Origin of the sequence: Empedobacter falsenii, from assembly GCF_019308355.1 — a bacterium.
Taxonomy (GTDB): Bacteria; Bacteroidota; Bacteroidia; order Flavobacteriales; family Weeksellaceae; genus Empedobacter; species Empedobacter falsenii_B.
Map to the genome: position 1 here is coordinate 1 of NZ_JAAGKM010000048.1, position 17,779 is coordinate 17,779.

The window sequence follows — 17,779 nt, forward strand, 5'->3', positions numbered from 1 at the left end:
AGAAGGGAAAAATAAAATGTCGGTCTTAAACGCAGTCAGAAATAAAATAATTCACAGAATTTATGCACTAATTAAAAATCAAAATATTTATAAAAATAACTTGGTTTTGTCATAGAAATCAGAATGAGAAATCTCAAATATTTTGTCAATTAATGCTTGACAATACCCGTCATTTGTAAGAGGTTCAACCTCTATAATATCAAATTCTTCTGACTTTACATTGTGTAAAGCAACTTGTGTAAACTCTTTGAATTGTACAGTTTCTTTTATCAAATACTTCATCATAAATTAAGTTTTAGCATTTAACCTTTTATAGTGTAATTTGATGTAAATTAATATATTACAAAGACAAAATGTGTCGCTGGAGAGATTATTTGCTTTCTTATTTTATATATTGCTCTACTGCTTTATCTAATTCGTCGTTTACGATTTTTGCATAGATTTGAGTTGTTCCAATATCTGAGTGATCTAACAATTTTGAAACGTACTCAATACGCATTCCGTTAGCTAAAGCTTGGGTTGCAAATGTATGTCGGCTTAAATGGAATGATAACGAGAATGGAAATTCTAATTCTTTACCGATTCTACGCAATTTCTGACCACATAAAGTATTTTTGGCAGCTATTACTTTTAGTTGGTATTCGTTGGATTGTTCGAAGAAATTTGCTTCTGAAATGATTGGAAAAATAAAATCATCTGATTCGGAAGTTTCTTTCTTGTATTTGTTTAAAATCTCTAAAGCCGATTGACCTACTTTGAATTGATGTGAACGTTTAGTTTTACGAATGTTTAATCTGATACGTTGTTCGTTTTCATCATAGTTTTTCCATTGTAAGGTAACGACATCACCAAAACGTAATCCACCCGCATAACAACTGAAAATAAACATATCACGGAAATACGTATCTGTTTGACCAGATGAACTCTTGTGATTTTTTAGCTGCTCTATTTGTTCTTTGTTTAAAAACAGTCTTGTACTCTTGTCTTTTTTGATTCTTACACTCGCAAATGGATAAGTATTTAAACTGATGACTTCTTCACGAATGGCATCTTTAAACATTATCGCCAGAATATTTAAAGCATAATGCATAGTTGTAGAACCATTCTTTAAACGATTGCTCATAAAATTGACATAATCATTTAAAACTGTTACTGTGATATCTTCAAAGTAGATTTCGTTTGTACCTAAAAACTTCTCGAACTTTTGAATATTCATTTTATAAGCTTTATAGGTTTGAGGTGATACATTCCCTCTGATACGTTCACAACGCTCGTAAGCATATTCAAAGAAATTCTTAATATCTTTTCCTTTAATCGCTTCTTTTAATCGCTTAGCGGAGATATTTCCACGCTTTCGCTCGTTATCAGCAACCATTGCTTCTGCATCTGCAATCTTTTGAGATAAGAAAGCATTCATTCTCGTTGAATTGGGATAATTGCGTTTTACTTTTTGTTTGACATCATCCCATTCGTTTTCTTTCAACTTTACTCCAGTTGCTATAAATTTTGTTTTACGATCCTTGATTAACCGGATATACAATGGACTGTGCCCTGTTTTATCTTCTTGGTTGGTGCGAAGTACTAATTTGATTGAAGCCATTGGATTTTGAATTATGGTTTAAAAATCTATTTTTATAAACGAATGCAATCAAGTGATTTTTTTTTGTAACTTGCTGATGCAAACGAATGTAACGTGATTCTAAGGTACAACAATTGGTACAACAAATCAAGGATTTCAATGCGTTAGAGTACTTCAAATTGAAACTTTAACATTCTATAAAACCTTATAAATAGGCAATTTAGAGAAAAATAGTATTGTCATATTATGTTTTCAGATAATTCAACTTTATCCGAATCTAAAATTTGATTATTCATTTCGCTGTTCAATACAAAACCATTCAGTGCAATCGCATTTTCTTCGATTTGAACGGCATCTTTCATCGCATCTTTTACTTTCATTTCGATCAACGCATTCGATTTGAAAACCTTCCCTTCTACTTCTGGATTCGCAGCATTAGAAACTGCAACTTCTTCTTTCGCATCTGTAGCCAATTCTGCATTACTTTCTGAACTCTTGTATTGATTACAACTTGTGATAGAAGCAACTATAAAAAGTGCTAAAATAATTTTTCTCATAATGATGTTTTTTAATGTTTGATTTAAAATTAGTTGCATCATTTTTCAATTATTCACCAAAATACTTTTCTTTTACTTGTTTATTATTTTACAAATACAAAATACTGATATTCATTTGTTTAATTTTATTTTACAAAGATTTATCTTCAAATAATTTTCAGAAATTCAAAAGATTAAAGATGTTTGTAAAAGATTTAGTTTACTTTTAACTGATTTGTTAATTATTGAAAAGAAAAAATGAAAGTGATTAAGCCAATTTTCCTAAACTTATTACTAAGTTCTGTTGTTTTTGGACAACGAACTGAACAACCAAAATCTGAAACATATCCAAAAAATATCTTCCAAAATCCTTTAGAAATTACCAATTATTTGGCTGGAAATTTTGGAGAATTACGTGCCAATCATTTCCACGCTGGGCTTGATATCAAAACTCAACAACGAGAAGGTCTGAAAGTAAAAGCGGTTGGAGACGGTTACATTTCTCGCATTAATATTTCGCCAACAGGTTATGGAAATGCACTTTATATCGATCACCCAAACGGATATACTTCTGTTTATGCCCATTTGAGAGAATTTACGCCCGAATTGCAAGAATATGTGCGCAAACAACAATATGCAAACGAAACGTTTAAGATAGAATTGCATCCAAAACCAAACGAACTTCCTGTAAAAATGGGCGATTTGATTGCTCTTTCTGGAAATTCTGGAGGTTCTGGAGGTCCACATTTACATTTCGAAATTCGTGATACCAAAACAGAAGAACCAATTAATCCTTTTTACTTCGGTTTTGATTTACCTGATACTCGAAAACCATCTATTTTAGGCCTATATGCTTATCCAATTTATGGCGATGTGAATCAAAAAACCAATCGTGTTGTTGTGGTAAATGGAGGTACAATTTCTGCCTCTGGCGCAATAGGTTTTGGTGTAAAAGCCTATGACAAACACAATGGAGCAGAAAATAACAATGGAGTTCATCAAATTAATATTTATGTGAATGATGAACCGATTTATACGTTTACTTCTAATCGTTTTTCGTTTGATGAAGCTCGAGCTATAAATACAGTTTGCGATTATGGCGATATTCAGAAAAATAATAGTTGGGTGTATCAAGGATTTGTGAAAGATGGGAATCCTGTCAGAATGTATTCAAATCTAAAAAACAATGGAATTTTAGAGCTTGAAGAAGGAAAATCGTACAAAGTAAAAATTGACGTTTCTGATTATGCAGGAAATTTATCTTCGCAATCTTTTACAGTTAATGGAAAAGCATTTGTAGATTCTGCAAAACTTACTGAAACAAATCCAATGTTGTGGAACAAAGAAAATCATTTCAAATCTGATGGAATCGAAATATTTTTCCCTAAAAATATTTTTTATGAAGATTTTGATTTAGCTTATAAATTCTCGAATGGTAAACATTGGGTGGGCGATTATTATATACCAGTTCATCAAACTTACACGTTAGCAATAGAACCGACTACTGACATTCCAACAGCGCAATTGGACAAAGCTGTTATTGTACGCGAATATCAAAAAAGAGGTGCTTGGAAAAAAGATTATTTAACAACAGAGCTCAAAAATGGAAAGCTTGTTGCAAATCCAAAAGATTTTGGTGTTTTTTCTATTTTAATTGACAATACTAAACCGACAATTACTCCGTTAAATATCAAATCAGATAGTCAATTTACTCAAGCTAATGCTATTATCAAATTTACAATTGATGATGCACAATCTGGGATAAAAGATTATAAAGCTTATATCGATGGTAAGTGGGTTTTAGCCGAATATGATCAAAAAATTAAACGATTATCAATTAATTTGAACAAAGAACAGATTTCGGTTGGCAACCATCAATTAGAATTAAACGTGAAAGATGAAAAAAACAACACAGCAACATACTCTACAACATTCAAAAAGATTTCTTAGTACCATAAGTTTATCTCTTTTGGGTGGAATTTTATTTGCTCAAACTGCGCAAATTAATGGTAAAGTTGTCGACGAAAATAGAATTCCAATTAGTGAAGCTGAGATTATTGTCAACGATCAATCTTATTTTACAGATCAAAATGGTAATTTCAAAATTGATATTCCATCAAATTCTTCCGTTACCGTAACTTTTAACAACAATGGTTATCATTCGTTTGCACAAACTTTTACGCTAAAAGATAAAAACAAGAAAGAGATTTTTGTTCAATTAGTTCCTGATCAAACCAATGCAATCGAATTAGGTGAAGCAACTATTTCTTTTCAATCCAATAAAAATAAACCTTTGCAAAGTACCGTTTTGAGTGCTGCGCAAATGCAACAAGGACCAAGTTTGACTGGCGGAGTTGCCGATTTATTGAAAACATTGCCTTTCGTAAATTCGAATACAGAATTAAGTTCGCAATATATGGTTCGCGGAGGAAATTATGACGAAAATTTAATTTACGTTAACGGAATCGAAGTTTATAAACCTCAATTGATTCGTTCTGGCGAACAAGAAGGTTTAGGTTTTGTAAATCCTGCGATGACGCAATTTATCAACTTTTCTGCTGGTGGTTGGGAAGCAAAATACGGCGACAAAATGTCTTCTGTTTTAGATGTTACCTACAAACGCCCAACAAAATTTGAAGGACAATTAGAAGCAAGTTTAATGGGCGGAAGTTTGACATTAGGCGGAGGTTCTAAAGACAAAAAACTTTCGGCAATTGTTGGAGCGCGCTATCAAAACAGAAATTTAGTGTTGAATACCTTAAAAGGTGATACCAATTTCAATCCCGAATATTACGATGTACAAGCCAATATCAATTATAAATTAAATGATAAATGGAATGTTGCATTTTTGGGGACAATGTCACGTTCGCGCTACGAAATGTTTCCTGTAAAACGTGATACGTACATCAACACAATGGATACTCCGTTGTTGCTAACTGTTTTTTATGACGGAAAAGAGGATGATAAATTTGCGACAGAAACAGGAAGTTTATCATTTACATATCAACCAAATTCTAAAGTAGATTTAGGGTTAGACCTTTTTGCTTATCATTCGAAAGAGCGCGAATATTTTGATATTCAAGGTTCTTATTTCATTTCCGAAGTAGACGAAAAAGGCCATGCTACTTCTACGAATGATGTTGGTTCGCAAATCGATCATGCACGAAATAATTTTGATGCGTTGGTTGCTGGAATTCAACACAAAGGAAAATATAAAATCAATGGAAACAATGATATTGAGTGGGGTGCAAAATTTCAACAAGAAGATATTCGTGATTTATTAGGTGAATGGCAAGCAATCGATTCGACAGGATATGTTGTGAATCCAAATCCAGGAAATGGTTTGAATTTAAGTTATTATGTGAATTCTAAAAATAATTTAAAAACCAATCGTATTTCAGGTTACGCACAATATACAAGCAAATTTATGTGGAATGATGCGAAAGTAATGTTCAATGCTGGTGTGCGTACGGCTTATTGGGATTTTAACGAAGAAACAACTATTTCGCCTCGTGCTCAAATCGCTGTTAAACCAGATTGGGAAAGCGATATGTTGTTCCGTATTTCGACAGGTATTTATTATCAACCTCCCTTCTATCGCGAAATTCGTCGTTTAGATGGTTCTTTGAATAATAAAGTAAAATCGCAACAATCAATTCATTTTATATTTGGAAACGATTACGAATTCAAATGGATGGATCGTCCGTTCAAATTAACAACTGAGGTTTATTACAAAATCTTAAACGATTTGAATCCGTATTATGTAGACAATGTAAGAATTCGTTATACGGCAGATAATAACTCCAAAGGTTATGCGTATGGACTTGACATGCGTTTATTTGGGCAGTTTGTTCCTGGTATAGATTCTTGGTTCTCGGCTTCGTATGCGAGAGCTTATCAAAATATTGATGACAGAGGAAATATTCCATTACCAACAGATCCTCGTTTCAAATTATCTGCATTTTTCCAAGATTATATGGAGTTTTTACCATCTTTCAAAGTGAATGTAAATTTGATTTATGCTTCTGGTTTACCAAACGGAGCACCACAATTTGCAGATCCTTACCAATACCAAACAACGTTGACAGATTACAAACGTGTTGACATTGGTTTTGTGAAAGAAATTATTAATCAAAAAGAATTGAAACCATCAAAAGGAACATTCTGGAGTAATTTCAAAGAAATTTCGATTGGTGTAGATGTTTTCAATGTGTTTGATATTAAAAACGAAATCAGTAATTCATGGATTCGCGACGTAAATTCGAGTGCAGTTTACACAATGCCAAATTATTTGACAGGACGTTTCTTGAATGGAAAGATTAATTTTAAGTTTTAAAACTATTCAAAATTAATATTAGGATAAATTAATTCTTATTAATAATGGATTTTCAAAAATATATCGGTTACATCATCATTCCAATTATATTTATTTTTTCAATTTCACCTATTTTTTTCATGAACAAGAAAATAGGTAAAATAAAATATTTAAAGACTTATAGTTTTATATTTTGGTTATTTTCATTTTTACTATTTTTCATATCATTAAATGAAATCTTTGAAAATCAAAACTTAAAAGGTTTTACTTTTTTCAATTTTTATAAAACTTTAGAATATTATTTTTTATGGATTTTACTTCCATTTTGGATATTTCCAATTTCAATTATATCAGGAATATTAACTCCATTTATTCTATATTTAAAAAGTAAGAATAATAAAAGAAATAAGGTATACTAATTTTTTTCCAAAAAAATGGAAAGACAAAAAGATAGGCTAAGATAATTGTAAAGAATAAAATGTTTTTTTATACGCTCTTTGTCAAGTTGAATTCATTTCAACTTCGCAACCTCAAAGTAAAACTCAAATCAAAAAAACTTTATACATTTATCGAAGCACTTCTCGCGACAGAAGTGCTTCTTTTTTATTTAAAATCTGACAAAACGACACATAATGGGCATTGGCAAACTATTTGATTCAATCAGAAACAAAAAAACTAATAAGAATATGTCTGACCAAAATATACACGAAGAATTAGAGAACGAGAATCTTCAAGAAAACGTTCAAGAGAGTGACAACACTGTAGAACAGCCACAAGAAGAAACTGCTGGAAAGTCAGAATTAGAAATTGTTAAGGAACAATTAACAAAAGAAAAAGACCAATATTTACGTTTATTTGCTGAGTTTGACAACTTCAAAAAACGTACTTCTCGCGAACGCATGGATATTTTCAAGACAGCAAATAAAGAAGTAATCACTTCATTATTGCCTGTTTTAGATGATTTTGGACGCGCAATCAATCAAATTGAAAAATCTGGAGACGACAACTTACTTCAAGGAGTTGAATTGATCAATAATAAATTAGTAGAAACTTTACGTGCAAAAGGTTTGAAAGAAATGGAAGTAAAACCTGGAGACGATTTCAACACAGATTTACACGAAGCAATTACTCAAATTCCTGCTCCAACAGAGGATTTGAAAGGTAAAATTGTAGACGTTGTAGAAACGGGATATTTATTAAATGATGTAGTGGTTCGCTACGCGAAAGTTGTTGTTGGATTATAATTTAGATTAAGAAAATGTCATCAAAAAGAGATTATTACGAAATATTGCAGGTCGAAAAATCTGCAACATCAGAGCATATCAAGAAAGCTTATCGTAAACTTGCCATCAAATATCACCCTGACAAAAATCCTGGTGACAAAGAGGCAGAAGATAAATTTAAAGAAGCTGCAGAAGCTTACGAAGTTTTAAGCGACGACAACAAACGTGCACGTTACGACCAATTCGGACATGCAGGAATGGGCGGAGCTGCTGGCGGAGGATTCGGCGGTGGCAGCGGAATGAATATGGAGGATATTTTCTCTCATTTCGGCGATATCTTTGGAGGCGGAGGATTCGGTGGCGGATTTGGAGGTCAATCTCGTGGTCCACGTCGAATGAAAGGTTCTGATTTGCGTATTCGCGTAAAATTGAACTTAGAAGAAATGGTGAACGGTTGCGAAAAGAAAGTAAAAGTTAAACGTTTCAAACAAGCAGATGGCGTTACATCTAAAACATGTCCATCTTGTGGAGGTTCTGGACAACAAGTTCGTGTTACCAATACATTTTTAGGGCAAATGCAAACCGCTACAACTTGTGGAACTTGTCAAGGAGTAGGAAAAGTTGCAGATAAAATTCCTTCGGGAGCAAATAATCAAGGATTAATCAAAGTTGAGGAAACAATCGACCTTAAAATTCCAGCTGGAGCAAGAGAAGGAATTCAATTGCAAGTTCGCGGAAAAGGTAACGATGCGCCTTTTGATGGTATTCCTGGTGACTTACTTGTTTTGATTGAAGAAGAAGAACACGACACATTAAAACGTGATGGAAACAACTTACATTTTGATTTGTATGTTTCTATTCCAGATGCTGTTTTAGGTGCTTCGAAAGAAATTCCGACGGTTAACGGAAAAGTGAAAATTAAAGTTGACAAAGGAACTCAATCAGGAAAAGTATTACGTTTAAAAGGTCAAGGTTTACCAGATTTGAACGGTTACGGAAAAGGTGATTTATTTGTGCATGTTAACATTTGGACACCAACTCATTTATCGAAAGATCAAGAAGCGTATTTTGAAAAAATGAGAGACGATGATCATTTCTCACCAGAACCTTCGAAAAATGAAAAATCATTCTTTGAACGTGTGAAAGATATGTTTCAGTAATTGAAAATCAAATGATATAAAAAAATCCATCTCAAATGAGATGGATTTTTTTATATTTTAAAATCTTTTAATGACTATGCGTGTTAGCTTCCCCAGCTGAACCTTCACGATCATATGAACAACAAGAAGGTAAATTTCCGTACACTTTTACTTCTGCACGTTTATTATCAGTATCGTGTCCAACCGCTACTACAGCGTTTTCTACATCATCCACTTTACTCTTTTTCTCATTCAATATGATATGTAAATTTTGCGTATTACTATCCCATTCAGCAGATTTTACACCTTTTACACCATAAGCTGCTTTTTCAATACGATCTTTACATTGTCCACAATTTCCTTTAACGTGTAAATCGTGTTTCGCATTTTTATTTTGTGCTTGTGCGCTAATTCCTAAAGTCGTAACCAAAGCAAAGGCTAATATTTTTTTCATTGTTTTATTATTTTTATGATTTTATTTTAAACTAAATCTTAATCCAGCGTAATACATTTGTCCAAAAATTGGCGCATAAACAATCGAACTATCGAAATTTGAACCAAAAGGATTATCTGCTCCTAAAATTACGCGATGTTGTTGATAATTCGTTACATTTTCTCCTCCAATATATACTTCAAAACGTTTTGAAAAAACACGTGTAATCTGGAAATTAATTGTCCCAAATGGATTCGAATATTCATTCAACTGATTTTCTGGTAAATTATCTGATGTATTTGGTAAACGCTGTTTTCCAATCCAATTATACGTTGCATCAAAACGCCAATTTTTACCATTTCTTTCGCGTGTTTCGTATTCTAAATTTGTAAAGAAACGATGTTTCGCTTGCAACGGACGTTCTAATTTTCCTTTTTCATAATCTGTTGCGATATCGTAATATTTATAAGATGCTCTAATTTTGAAATTTGTGAATGGATTATAATTAAAATCAAATTGGAACGAATTTGCATACGAATCTCCTTCTAAATTATAAAATCTTACTTGACGAGCCAAATAATCGATATCAGTTACGATTTGATTTTGAAAATCTGTTCGATAAAAATCTGCTGTAACATCTGCATTTTTACCAAATAATTTAAATTCTTGTGTTACGCTAAATCCATAATTCCATGCAATTTCTGGATCTAAACCATATATTTTTCCATTTCCATCGCCCAGAATATTAAATTGTCTTGAAGATGCAAATAAATTCTGATTTTCTGCAAATATATTATTGATTCGTTTTCCGCGACCAACCGACGCTTTTATTGTTGTTCCTTTTACTGGCATATAACGCGTATGCAAACGCGGTGTCAAGAAAAAGCCCATTCGATTATGATAATCTCCACGAAGCCCAGCAATCATATTGAAATTCTTCATATTATCAAACGTATATTCGAAAAATGCTCCTGCAGAATTATCAATTCGATCATAATTCGCATCCGTTGGAAGCGCTACAAATTCCTTGAATTTATCGTATGTAAAACTAGCTCCTGTAGAGAATTTATTTTTTGTATTGCTAATAATCGAACTAAAAATATAATTGGCATAAAAACTTTGTTGTTCGATATCATATTGATTCAATCCAAAGTAAGAATCTTGTTTATGATAGCTAAACGCCGTTTGTAATCCCATACTTTGATAAGGCATTTCTGGAAAAACATACCCAATTTTTGACGAAACATCCACACGATTTGTATTGATTTCTGACCCCCAATAATTTGTTGTTAATTTATCACGATCTTTATCAAAATCAACTTGTCCTGCTTGTTTTGTATCATTCAAATATCTTGCAGATAAAAATCCGACCCAACCTTTTTCTAAGTTTTGATATTGCCAACGATTCATTACATTAACTTGGTGTCCAAGCGGATTATCTAAAAATCCATCATCGTTCATATCATTCTTCGAAACGCGTGCATTTCCATGCATAAACAAAGAAGTACTCCATTTATCATTCAATTTTTTGTTCAAATGCACATTTCCTTCAAAACGAGAATCTGTCGAACCATAAAGATTCACAAACAACGGAATATCATTTGAAGGTTTTATTAATTCTGTATTAATCTGCCCAGAAATACTTTCGTAACCATTAATCACCGTTCCAGCACCTTTCGTCACCTGAATACTTTCTACCCAAGTTCCTGGCGTAAAACTAAGCCCAAAAGCTTGAGAAGCTCCACGAACATTTGGTATATTTTCTTCTGCAATCAAAATATAAGGAGAGGTTAAACCTAACATTTTAATTTGCTTATTTCCTGTCACAGCATCCGAAAAATTGACATCAATAGAAGGATTTGTCTCGAAAGATTCAGCTAAATTACAACATGCTGCTTTCAACAATTCTTTTCCAGTCATTGTCGTCATATTGGTTGCAAACTTCGATTTTTTAAGCGAACTACTTGTATCACGAACCACAACTTCATTCAACGAAGTATCCCCAAAATGATCTTTTACATTGATGGTGATATTCTGAAATTCGTCTTTTAATTCCTTAAAAGTTGTTGTTTCATTGTCATAAAAAACACCTAAAATTGAGGTTGGTTGATAATTTTCGATCTCAAAGTTTCCTTTTTCATCTGTAATAACAGTAATATCTGACGATTGCCAAAACACTTCTGCTCCAACGATTGGTTGTTGATTTTGATCTGTAATTTTTCCTTTTAAAGTAGATTGTGCGTAAGAAAACGCAGCACTTAGTATAAATACTGAAGTGAATATTTTTTTCATTTTTACGATTTAAGGCTCAATGCCTATTTATTATTGTGTACTTGTTGATTAGATTTTCATCAAATACTTTAATATTTAGATAATAGCGTATTGTTTTCTGATTAATTTAATCAAAAAATAAACGGGTATTACCCTTCGTAAAATGTTAACTGAGAATTGAGTATATAATTTGGCGGTGCATTTGACGCAACATAAAAATCAAGGAAACTAGATTGATTGCTCACCTCTTCATCTTGAATCGGAATTCTAATTTGAAGAATTTCAGAAACTATAAAACTAATCGGAATAAGTTTTTGAATTTTGACAGTTTGCTTTTCTACAAACTTATCCGAATATGAAATATCCTTACAGCAATCATCTTTTTTAGATTTATTGTTTTCCGGTAATTCGCAATGTTTTTTTTCTGTTTTTGGAGGACAACACGAAGTAGAAACTCCCATTTCGTGCGAATTATTATCCAAATGATTCAACTTCACTTGCTCCACCACTCCTTGACAAAAATGCATAGAAAATGCGTAGCTAAGATTTGAAAAAATCAAAACCACCGACAAAACATACTTTATGTAATGTTGCATTTTCATGTTGGACAAAAATAAACAAAAAATTCAAATCAAAACAAACTGAAATTTATATCATTTTCAAAGTTTCTTATAGAATTTTCAGTTTTCATCACTTTATCTTCTTGCCTGTTTGTTCGTCGGAATATTAATAATCCCAGAACCATTTACCAACGATTTATCGTTTTCGTTAACAATTTTCAAAACAACTTCAAAATTTTGCCAATCTATCCCTTGCAAAGTCACTAAACCTGTTGCTTTATCAATCGATTTTATTTTAAATCCTTTATCAGGAAAATCTTGTCCATCGACAATCGGATCAAAATCCAACCCAACTTCTGGCTCAACTTTAAAAGCAGAATCTTGCACAAATTTGTATCGATCTTTAAAACTTTGCGTCAATAATTCATTTTGCTTGATATACTCATCTTCGTTTATTTTTCCAATTGTATCCATGATATAATCAACATAATTATTCATAAAATCAAGCGCAACATTATAATTAACATCCGATTCTTTAACCGAATCTTTCACTTCACTTTCAATTTTATTTTCTGTTGATGAACTAGATGAATTATTAGAATTACAACTTGTAACAAAACTTAATAATAGAACAGGAAGAATAATTTTTTTCATAGGGTTATCTTTTTTTTATGATTTAAAAGTATGTTTTTTTTTGATTGAAATTGAAATAAGTCGAATAATAAAATCAATCATTTTGTTAATAATCTTCTCAAAAAATAGAATAAGCGATTAAAGCCTTACGATTTTATCAAAATATACCTCAATAGTCATCAAAAATCACTAAAATTGCACTTTAAATAAGAACACACAATTAATTATGTCAGAAGATATTTTCAAGAAAGTAGTTTCTCATGCGAAAGAATATGGTTTCATTTTTCAATCGAGTGAGATTTATGATGGATTATCAGCCGTTTACGATTATGGTCAAAACGGAGCTGAGCTAAAAAATAACATCAAACAATATTGGTGGAAAGCAATGGTACAAATGCACGAAAACATTGTCGGCATTGATTCTGCTATTTTTATGCACCCTACTACTTGGAAAGCTTCGGGCCACGTTGACGCGTTTAATGATCCTTTGATTGATAACAAAGATTCTAAAAAACGTTACCGTGCCGATGTTTTAATTGAAGATCATTGTGCAAAAATTGAAGGTAAAATAGAGAAAGAAGTTGCGAAAGCTGCAAAACGTTTCGGTGATGCTTTTGATAAAGATCAATTTGTTGCGACAAATCCTCGTGTTGTAGAATATCAAAATCAAATCAATACAATTTTAGCGCGCATGGGAAAATCTTTGGAAAACGAAGATTTAGACGATATAAAAGCTTTGATTGAAGAATTAGAAATTGCTGATCCTGTAACTGGTTCTAAAAATTGGACAGAAGTTCGTCAATTCAACTTGATGTTCGGAACTAAATTAGGAGCGACAGCAGATCAAGCAATGGATTTATATTTACGCCCAGAAACGGCTCAAGGTATTTTCTTAAATTACTTGAACGTACAAAAATCTGGTCGTATGAAATTACCTTTCGGAATTGCTCAGATTGGTAAAGCTTTCCGTAATGAGATTGTTGCACGTCAATTTATTTTCCGTCAACGTGAGTTTGAACAAATGGAAATGCAATTTTTCGTAAAACCAGGAACTGAATTAGAATGGTACGAAAAATGGAAAGAAACACGTTTACGTTGGCATCAAACTTTAGGTTTAGGAAATGAAAATTATCGTTTCCACGACCACGAAAAATTAGCGCACTATGCAAATGCTGCTGCTGATATTGAGTTTAAATTCCCATTCGGATTCAAAGAATTAGAAGGAATTCACTCACGTACAGATTTCGATTTGAAAGCACACGAACAACATTCAGGTAAAAAAATTCAATATTTCGATAACGAAACAAACGAATCATACACACCTTATGTTGTAGAAACTTCTGTAGGTTTGGATCGTATGTTCTTAGCAGTTTTCTCAAATTCATTGAAAGAAGAAGTTTTAGAAGATGGATCAGAACGTGTTGTATTATCTTTACCAGCTGCATTAGCGCCAATTAAAGCTGCTGTTTTACCATTGGTAAAGAAAGATGGTTTACCAGAATTAGCGAAAGAAATTTTGAAGAAATTACGTTTAGATTACAACGTAATGTACGAAGAAAAAGATACTATCGGTAAACGTTACCGTCGTATGGATGCGATTGGAACACCTTTCTGTATCACTGTTGACCACGATTCATTAAACGATAATTCTGTTACTTTACGTTACCGTGATACAATGGAGCAAAAACGTGTTAATATTAATGAGTTAGCTCAAATTATCGACAAAGAAGTCAACATGAAATATCTTTTTGAACAATTATAAAAAGAATATCTTCTCAATACAATAATACTAAAGCTCAGAAATTTCTGAGCTTTTTTTATTTTTATTAAAATTTTTAACAATTTGGCAAAGCTTTTGATTTTAATTTAGATATATTAATCTAAAAAATACAAATTATGGGCTTTATTATTAATCTTTTGGTATCAGCATTAGTTGTTTTCGGACTTGCTAACATTTTACCTGGAGTATCTGTAAAAGGATATGGTTCTGCGATTATTGTTGCACTTGTTATTGGACTTTTAAATGCTGTTGTAAAACCAGTTTTAAACTTTATTAGTTTACCTGTAACAATCTTAACATTAGGATTATTTTCTTTTGTGATTACAGCAATCATTATCTTATTAGCAAGTGCAATTATGGGAGATAGTTTCCATGTGGACGGATTCTGGTATGCATTATTATTTGGTATTGTTTTAGCAATTGTCAATTCTTTAGTTGGAGGAATGATGGGAGACTAATTTATACAGATTATTACATATAAAAAGCTGTCCAAAATTGGACAGCTTTTGTATTTTATAAAAGTTTTATTGAGGATAAAATTTTATTTGCTCAAAAATATAGTTATCATGTTTTTTAAGAAGATCAACCAATTGTTTCAATTCGGACTCTTCCCATTTATTCTGAAACATCTCATCATGAATTAACACAACTATATTATTATTTGTAAAGGTTTTATTCGATTCTAATTGATTAACAATTTGTTTATAAATCGCTTGAACAGATTGCACCGGTGTTCCATCTTTTCCATGATGCGTCCATTCCAAATCCCAACCAATAACTTTATAACCCAACTTTGCTAAACCATCAGCCGTTTGTACACCAGAAGCTCCATCATTCTTCGATTTTCCGTCCAATCTCCACATGTTTCTTCCTGGTAAACGAACAATTTTATCTTGTAATTTTAGTATCGATTGGTTTTTCAAAATATCCTCAACCGACGTTTGCTCGTTACTATAAAACTTTTTGTACTGATCATTCGCATGCGTCCAACTATGATTACATTCTTCGATATACGGATTATCTTCGTAATATTTAAAATAATCCGTCATTGTTTTATTTTTCTCCACATGTTCTCCAACAAGAAAAACAGTCACTTTTAACTTCTCATTTTTGAAAACCTCATCAATATTTTCACTTCCATTCAAAGGTCCATCATCAAAAGTTAAATAGATATATTTTTTCACAGAATCACTCGCTTTCTGTGCAAACAAACTTGTCGAGAAGATTAATAAAAAGACACTCAAAAGTGTCATTATTCTTTTATTCCATATCATTTAAGTTAGTTTTTAATGAATTAAATGTATGAAAGAAATTCTATTTTTTATATTTTTCTAATGCTTTTTCTAATCGTGTTTTGATTCTTTTTTTCACTAATCTTGGAGCAAGAATTTCTATTTCTTCTCCAAATCCTAAAAGTTCTCGTTCCAACTCAAAATTATGTACAACTTCTATCGAAAATAAAGTTCCTTCGTCCGTCACTTCCAACACTTTTTGCGTCGCATGAATTGGTTTTGTCACCACATAGGGCGCTAATTTTTTATTCACACGAAAAACAACACGCTGCTCCCTTTCTTTCACACTTTTCGTTACGCCAATCGCATTGTTATAATACGTATCAAAATTAATTTCTTGCTCATCTACAAAAGGTTCATTTGCCAATTCATAAAACTCAACAATTCTATCCAAAGCCAACGTATACAAATTTTTATCTTTTCTCGATTTAGCCAATAAAAACCAGCGATTACGGTATTCTTTCAACAAATACGGATAATAAACTTGTTGTTTTGGTTCTTGATTTTTTGCTTTGAATGATTGATAAGAAATCAACAGAGGTTGTTTCTTGACAATTGCTTGATACAATCGATTCAAATGCTCCAAACCTTTTAACAATGGATTTTCCTCAAACTGAATATAATTTGGTTGTTGATGCGTTTGTTTGGATAAATTATTTTCGAGACGCGTAATAATCTCGTTCATATCATCAAAATAATTAAACCCATTCAATTGTTTCATTACCGAAATCACTTCTTTCATTTTATCTAAATCAGCAGAAGAAACAGGCGAATTATGAATTGAATAATCATGATCTTCATATTCATAAAACTTTTTTTCTCGAACAACAATTGGCGCATTATAGCCCAATTTATCACTTCGCATCACTTGTATATCGCCCTGAATTGTACGTTTCGAAACGCCAGAAGTTATTCCTTCATATTCATACAATGCTTCCGAAACTTTTTCTATCAAATCTTCTAATGTCCATTTTCTGAAATGATTTTGAAGACATTTATCGATCGTTTGATAACGTATTAATGCAATTTTATTGGTTGCCATGGTTGATTTCTTTATTCAATACTACAAATTTCAAATCAAAGTACGCAATCTATTTGCGTAGAAATTTTTATTTCAAATTTTATTCAAAATATTTTCAATATAAAATCCTCTATTCATCATCATTTACAAATTATTTCGAAAAAATATTTTATTGCGCAATTCATTCGCACACTTCTACTCCAACTTTGTCAAAGGTTTAACAACCAAACGATTTTAATTGTTCCTTGACAAATGTTTCAGTATAGCATTGTAGTAGAAAATGCTTCATCACTTCTATTCTGAATAATTAAAATCCCAATGATGCACATGGGTTCGAATCCCATTTTCAATTTCGATTGGAATAGCTAAGCGGTATAGCAATCATTAATGATGGGTCGTAGGTTCGATTCCTACTTTCAGTAAACTGAAATAACTCAGTTGGTTAGAGTAATCATTAAAATCAGACTTTTAATCTGTTTTTTATCGCCCGAAAGGGCACCATTGGAAACAAAAAAAGCTAAAAAGTTTTCTTTTCGAATAGAAAGTTTATTTCGTAGAAATAAATTTGAAATAAGATCAAAAACTTGCTTAAAACCTGAATTTGAAACTTTAGTTGATGATTGATTTCAAAAGTTTAAACTAAAAAATCAAGTCAAAATGATTTGAAAAAAATGATTAAAACAAGAAATCAAAATAAGCTGCTCAAACTTCAAATTCCGTTTTAAAAAAGAAAAATGATTTAGCTTTTTTAATTAAAAAATTTAGAAAAAGATTCTTCGATAAACTCAGAATGACAATAATTCGTCAATTCGAGTGATTTTTCGAAATGAAAATAAAGAAAAATTGTATCGAGAATAGAATTAAAAAATAGTCATCCTGATTTCTATGACAAAACCAAGTTATTTTTATAAATATTTTGATTTTTAATTAGTGCATAAATTCTGTGAATTATTTTATTTCTGACTGCGTTTAAGACCGACATTTTATTTTTCCCTTC

General features: G+C 31.7%; 15 protein-coding genes. 6 read left to right on the forward strand and 9 right to left on the reverse strand.

Features of this window, described 5'->3' with window-relative positions:
* Positions 1–87: 87 nt before the first annotated feature.
* The 3 genes from G0Q09_RS13195 to G0Q09_RS13205 all read right to left on the reverse strand — a co-directional run bounded on the left by G0Q09_RS13195 (position 88) and on the right by G0Q09_RS13205 (position 2,136).
* Entirely contained in the window at positions 88–285 is a 198-nt protein-coding gene (locus tag G0Q09_RS13195) for a hypothetical protein (RefSeq protein WP_219035224.1), read from the reverse strand.
* A 97-nt stretch (positions 286–382) separates the two neighbouring features.
* A complete protein-coding gene (locus tag G0Q09_RS13200) occupies positions 383–1,600 on the reverse strand; it encodes a site-specific integrase (RefSeq protein ID WP_219035225.1) in 1,218 nt (405 codons plus the stop codon).
* A 218-nt stretch (positions 1,601–1,818) separates the two neighbouring features.
* Positions 1,819–2,136 carry a hypothetical protein gene (locus tag G0Q09_RS13205; RefSeq protein WP_219035226.1) on the reverse strand — a complete coding sequence of 106 codons (318 nt, stop codon included), beginning with the start codon at positions 2,134–2,136 and terminating at the stop codon, positions 1,819–1,821.
* Between the two features lie 237 nt (positions 2,137–2,373).
* On the opposite strand from G0Q09_RS13205, the gene G0Q09_RS13210 reads away from it, so the two are divergent.
* The 4 genes from G0Q09_RS13210 (at position 2,374) to dnaJ (ending at position 8,813) form a co-directional block, all read left to right on the forward strand.
* Positions 2,374–4,065, forward strand: a complete 1,692-nt coding sequence (locus G0Q09_RS13210) for a M23 family metallopeptidase (protein WP_219035227.1) — start codon at positions 2,374–2,376, stop codon at positions 4,063–4,065.
* A complete protein-coding gene (locus tag G0Q09_RS13215; protein ID WP_219035228.1) occupies positions 4,013–6,451 on the forward strand; it encodes a TonB-dependent receptor in 2,439 nt (812 codons plus the stop codon). Before G0Q09_RS13210 ends, G0Q09_RS13215 begins: the two co-directional genes overlap by 53 nt.
* Before the next feature lie 665 nt (positions 6,452–7,116).
* Complete coding sequence (locus tag G0Q09_RS13220) at positions 7,117–7,674, forward strand: nucleotide exchange factor GrpE (RefSeq protein ID WP_257468260.1); 558 nt, start codon at positions 7,117–7,119, stop codon at positions 7,672–7,674.
* A 14-nt stretch (positions 7,675–7,688) separates the two neighbouring features.
* Entirely contained in the window at positions 7,689–8,813 is a 1,125-nt protein-coding gene (gene dnaJ, locus G0Q09_RS13225; RefSeq protein WP_219035230.1) for a molecular chaperone DnaJ, read from the forward strand.
* Between the two features lie 67 nt (positions 8,814–8,880).
* Here the strand turns inward: dnaJ and G0Q09_RS13230 are convergent, their stop codons facing one another.
* The 4 genes from G0Q09_RS13230 to G0Q09_RS13245 form a co-directional block, all read right to left on the reverse strand.
* Positions 8,881–9,246, reverse strand: a complete 366-nt coding sequence (locus tag G0Q09_RS13230; RefSeq protein WP_219035231.1) for a heavy-metal-associated domain-containing protein — start codon at positions 9,244–9,246, stop codon at positions 8,881–8,883.
* A 21-nt stretch (positions 9,247–9,267) separates the two neighbouring features.
* Positions 9,268–11,517, reverse strand: a complete 2,250-nt coding sequence (locus G0Q09_RS13235) for a TonB-dependent receptor (protein ID WP_115001260.1) — start codon at positions 11,515–11,517, stop codon at positions 9,268–9,270.
* Between the two features lie 128 nt (positions 11,518–11,645).
* Positions 11,646–12,098 (reverse strand): HYC_CC_PP family protein, encoded by a 453-nt coding sequence (locus tag G0Q09_RS13240; protein ID WP_115001262.1) that lies wholly within the window; start codon positions 12,096–12,098, stop codon positions 11,646–11,648.
* A 93-nt stretch (positions 12,099–12,191) separates the two neighbouring features.
* Entirely contained in the window at positions 12,192–12,710 is a 519-nt protein-coding gene (locus G0Q09_RS13245) for a hypothetical protein (protein WP_115001264.1), read from the reverse strand.
* A gap of 205 nt (positions 12,711–12,915) precedes the next feature.
* Here G0Q09_RS13245 and G0Q09_RS13250 point away from each other — a divergent pair, with 205 nt between their 5' ends.
* Together G0Q09_RS13250 and G0Q09_RS13255 are read left to right on the forward strand one after the other, a co-directional pair.
* The gene (locus G0Q09_RS13250; protein WP_219035232.1) at positions 12,916–14,451 is read left to right on the forward strand and encodes a glycine--tRNA ligase; all 1,536 of its coding nucleotides are present in this window, start codon (positions 12,916–12,918) and stop codon (positions 14,449–14,451) included.
* A 134-nt stretch (positions 14,452–14,585) separates the two neighbouring features.
* Positions 14,586–14,927, forward strand: a complete 342-nt coding sequence (locus G0Q09_RS13255; RefSeq protein ID WP_135836756.1) for a phage holin family protein — start codon at positions 14,586–14,588, stop codon at positions 14,925–14,927.
* 66 nt (positions 14,928–14,993) lie between these two features.
* On the opposite strand, the gene G0Q09_RS13260 is transcribed toward G0Q09_RS13255, so the two are convergent.
* Both G0Q09_RS13260 and G0Q09_RS13265 read right to left on the reverse strand, forming a co-directional pair.
* Positions 14,994–15,743 carry a polysaccharide deacetylase family protein gene (locus tag G0Q09_RS13260; RefSeq protein ID WP_115001267.1) on the reverse strand — a complete coding sequence of 250 codons (750 nt, stop codon included), beginning with the start codon at positions 15,741–15,743 and terminating at the stop codon, positions 14,994–14,996.
* 40 nt (positions 15,744–15,783) lie between these two features.
* On the reverse strand, positions 15,784–16,803 hold the full coding sequence (locus G0Q09_RS13265) for a helix-turn-helix transcriptional regulator (protein ID WP_115001268.1): 1,020 nt from the start codon (positions 16,801–16,803) through the stop codon (positions 15,784–15,786).
* Positions 16,804–17,779: the final 976 nt, after the last annotated feature.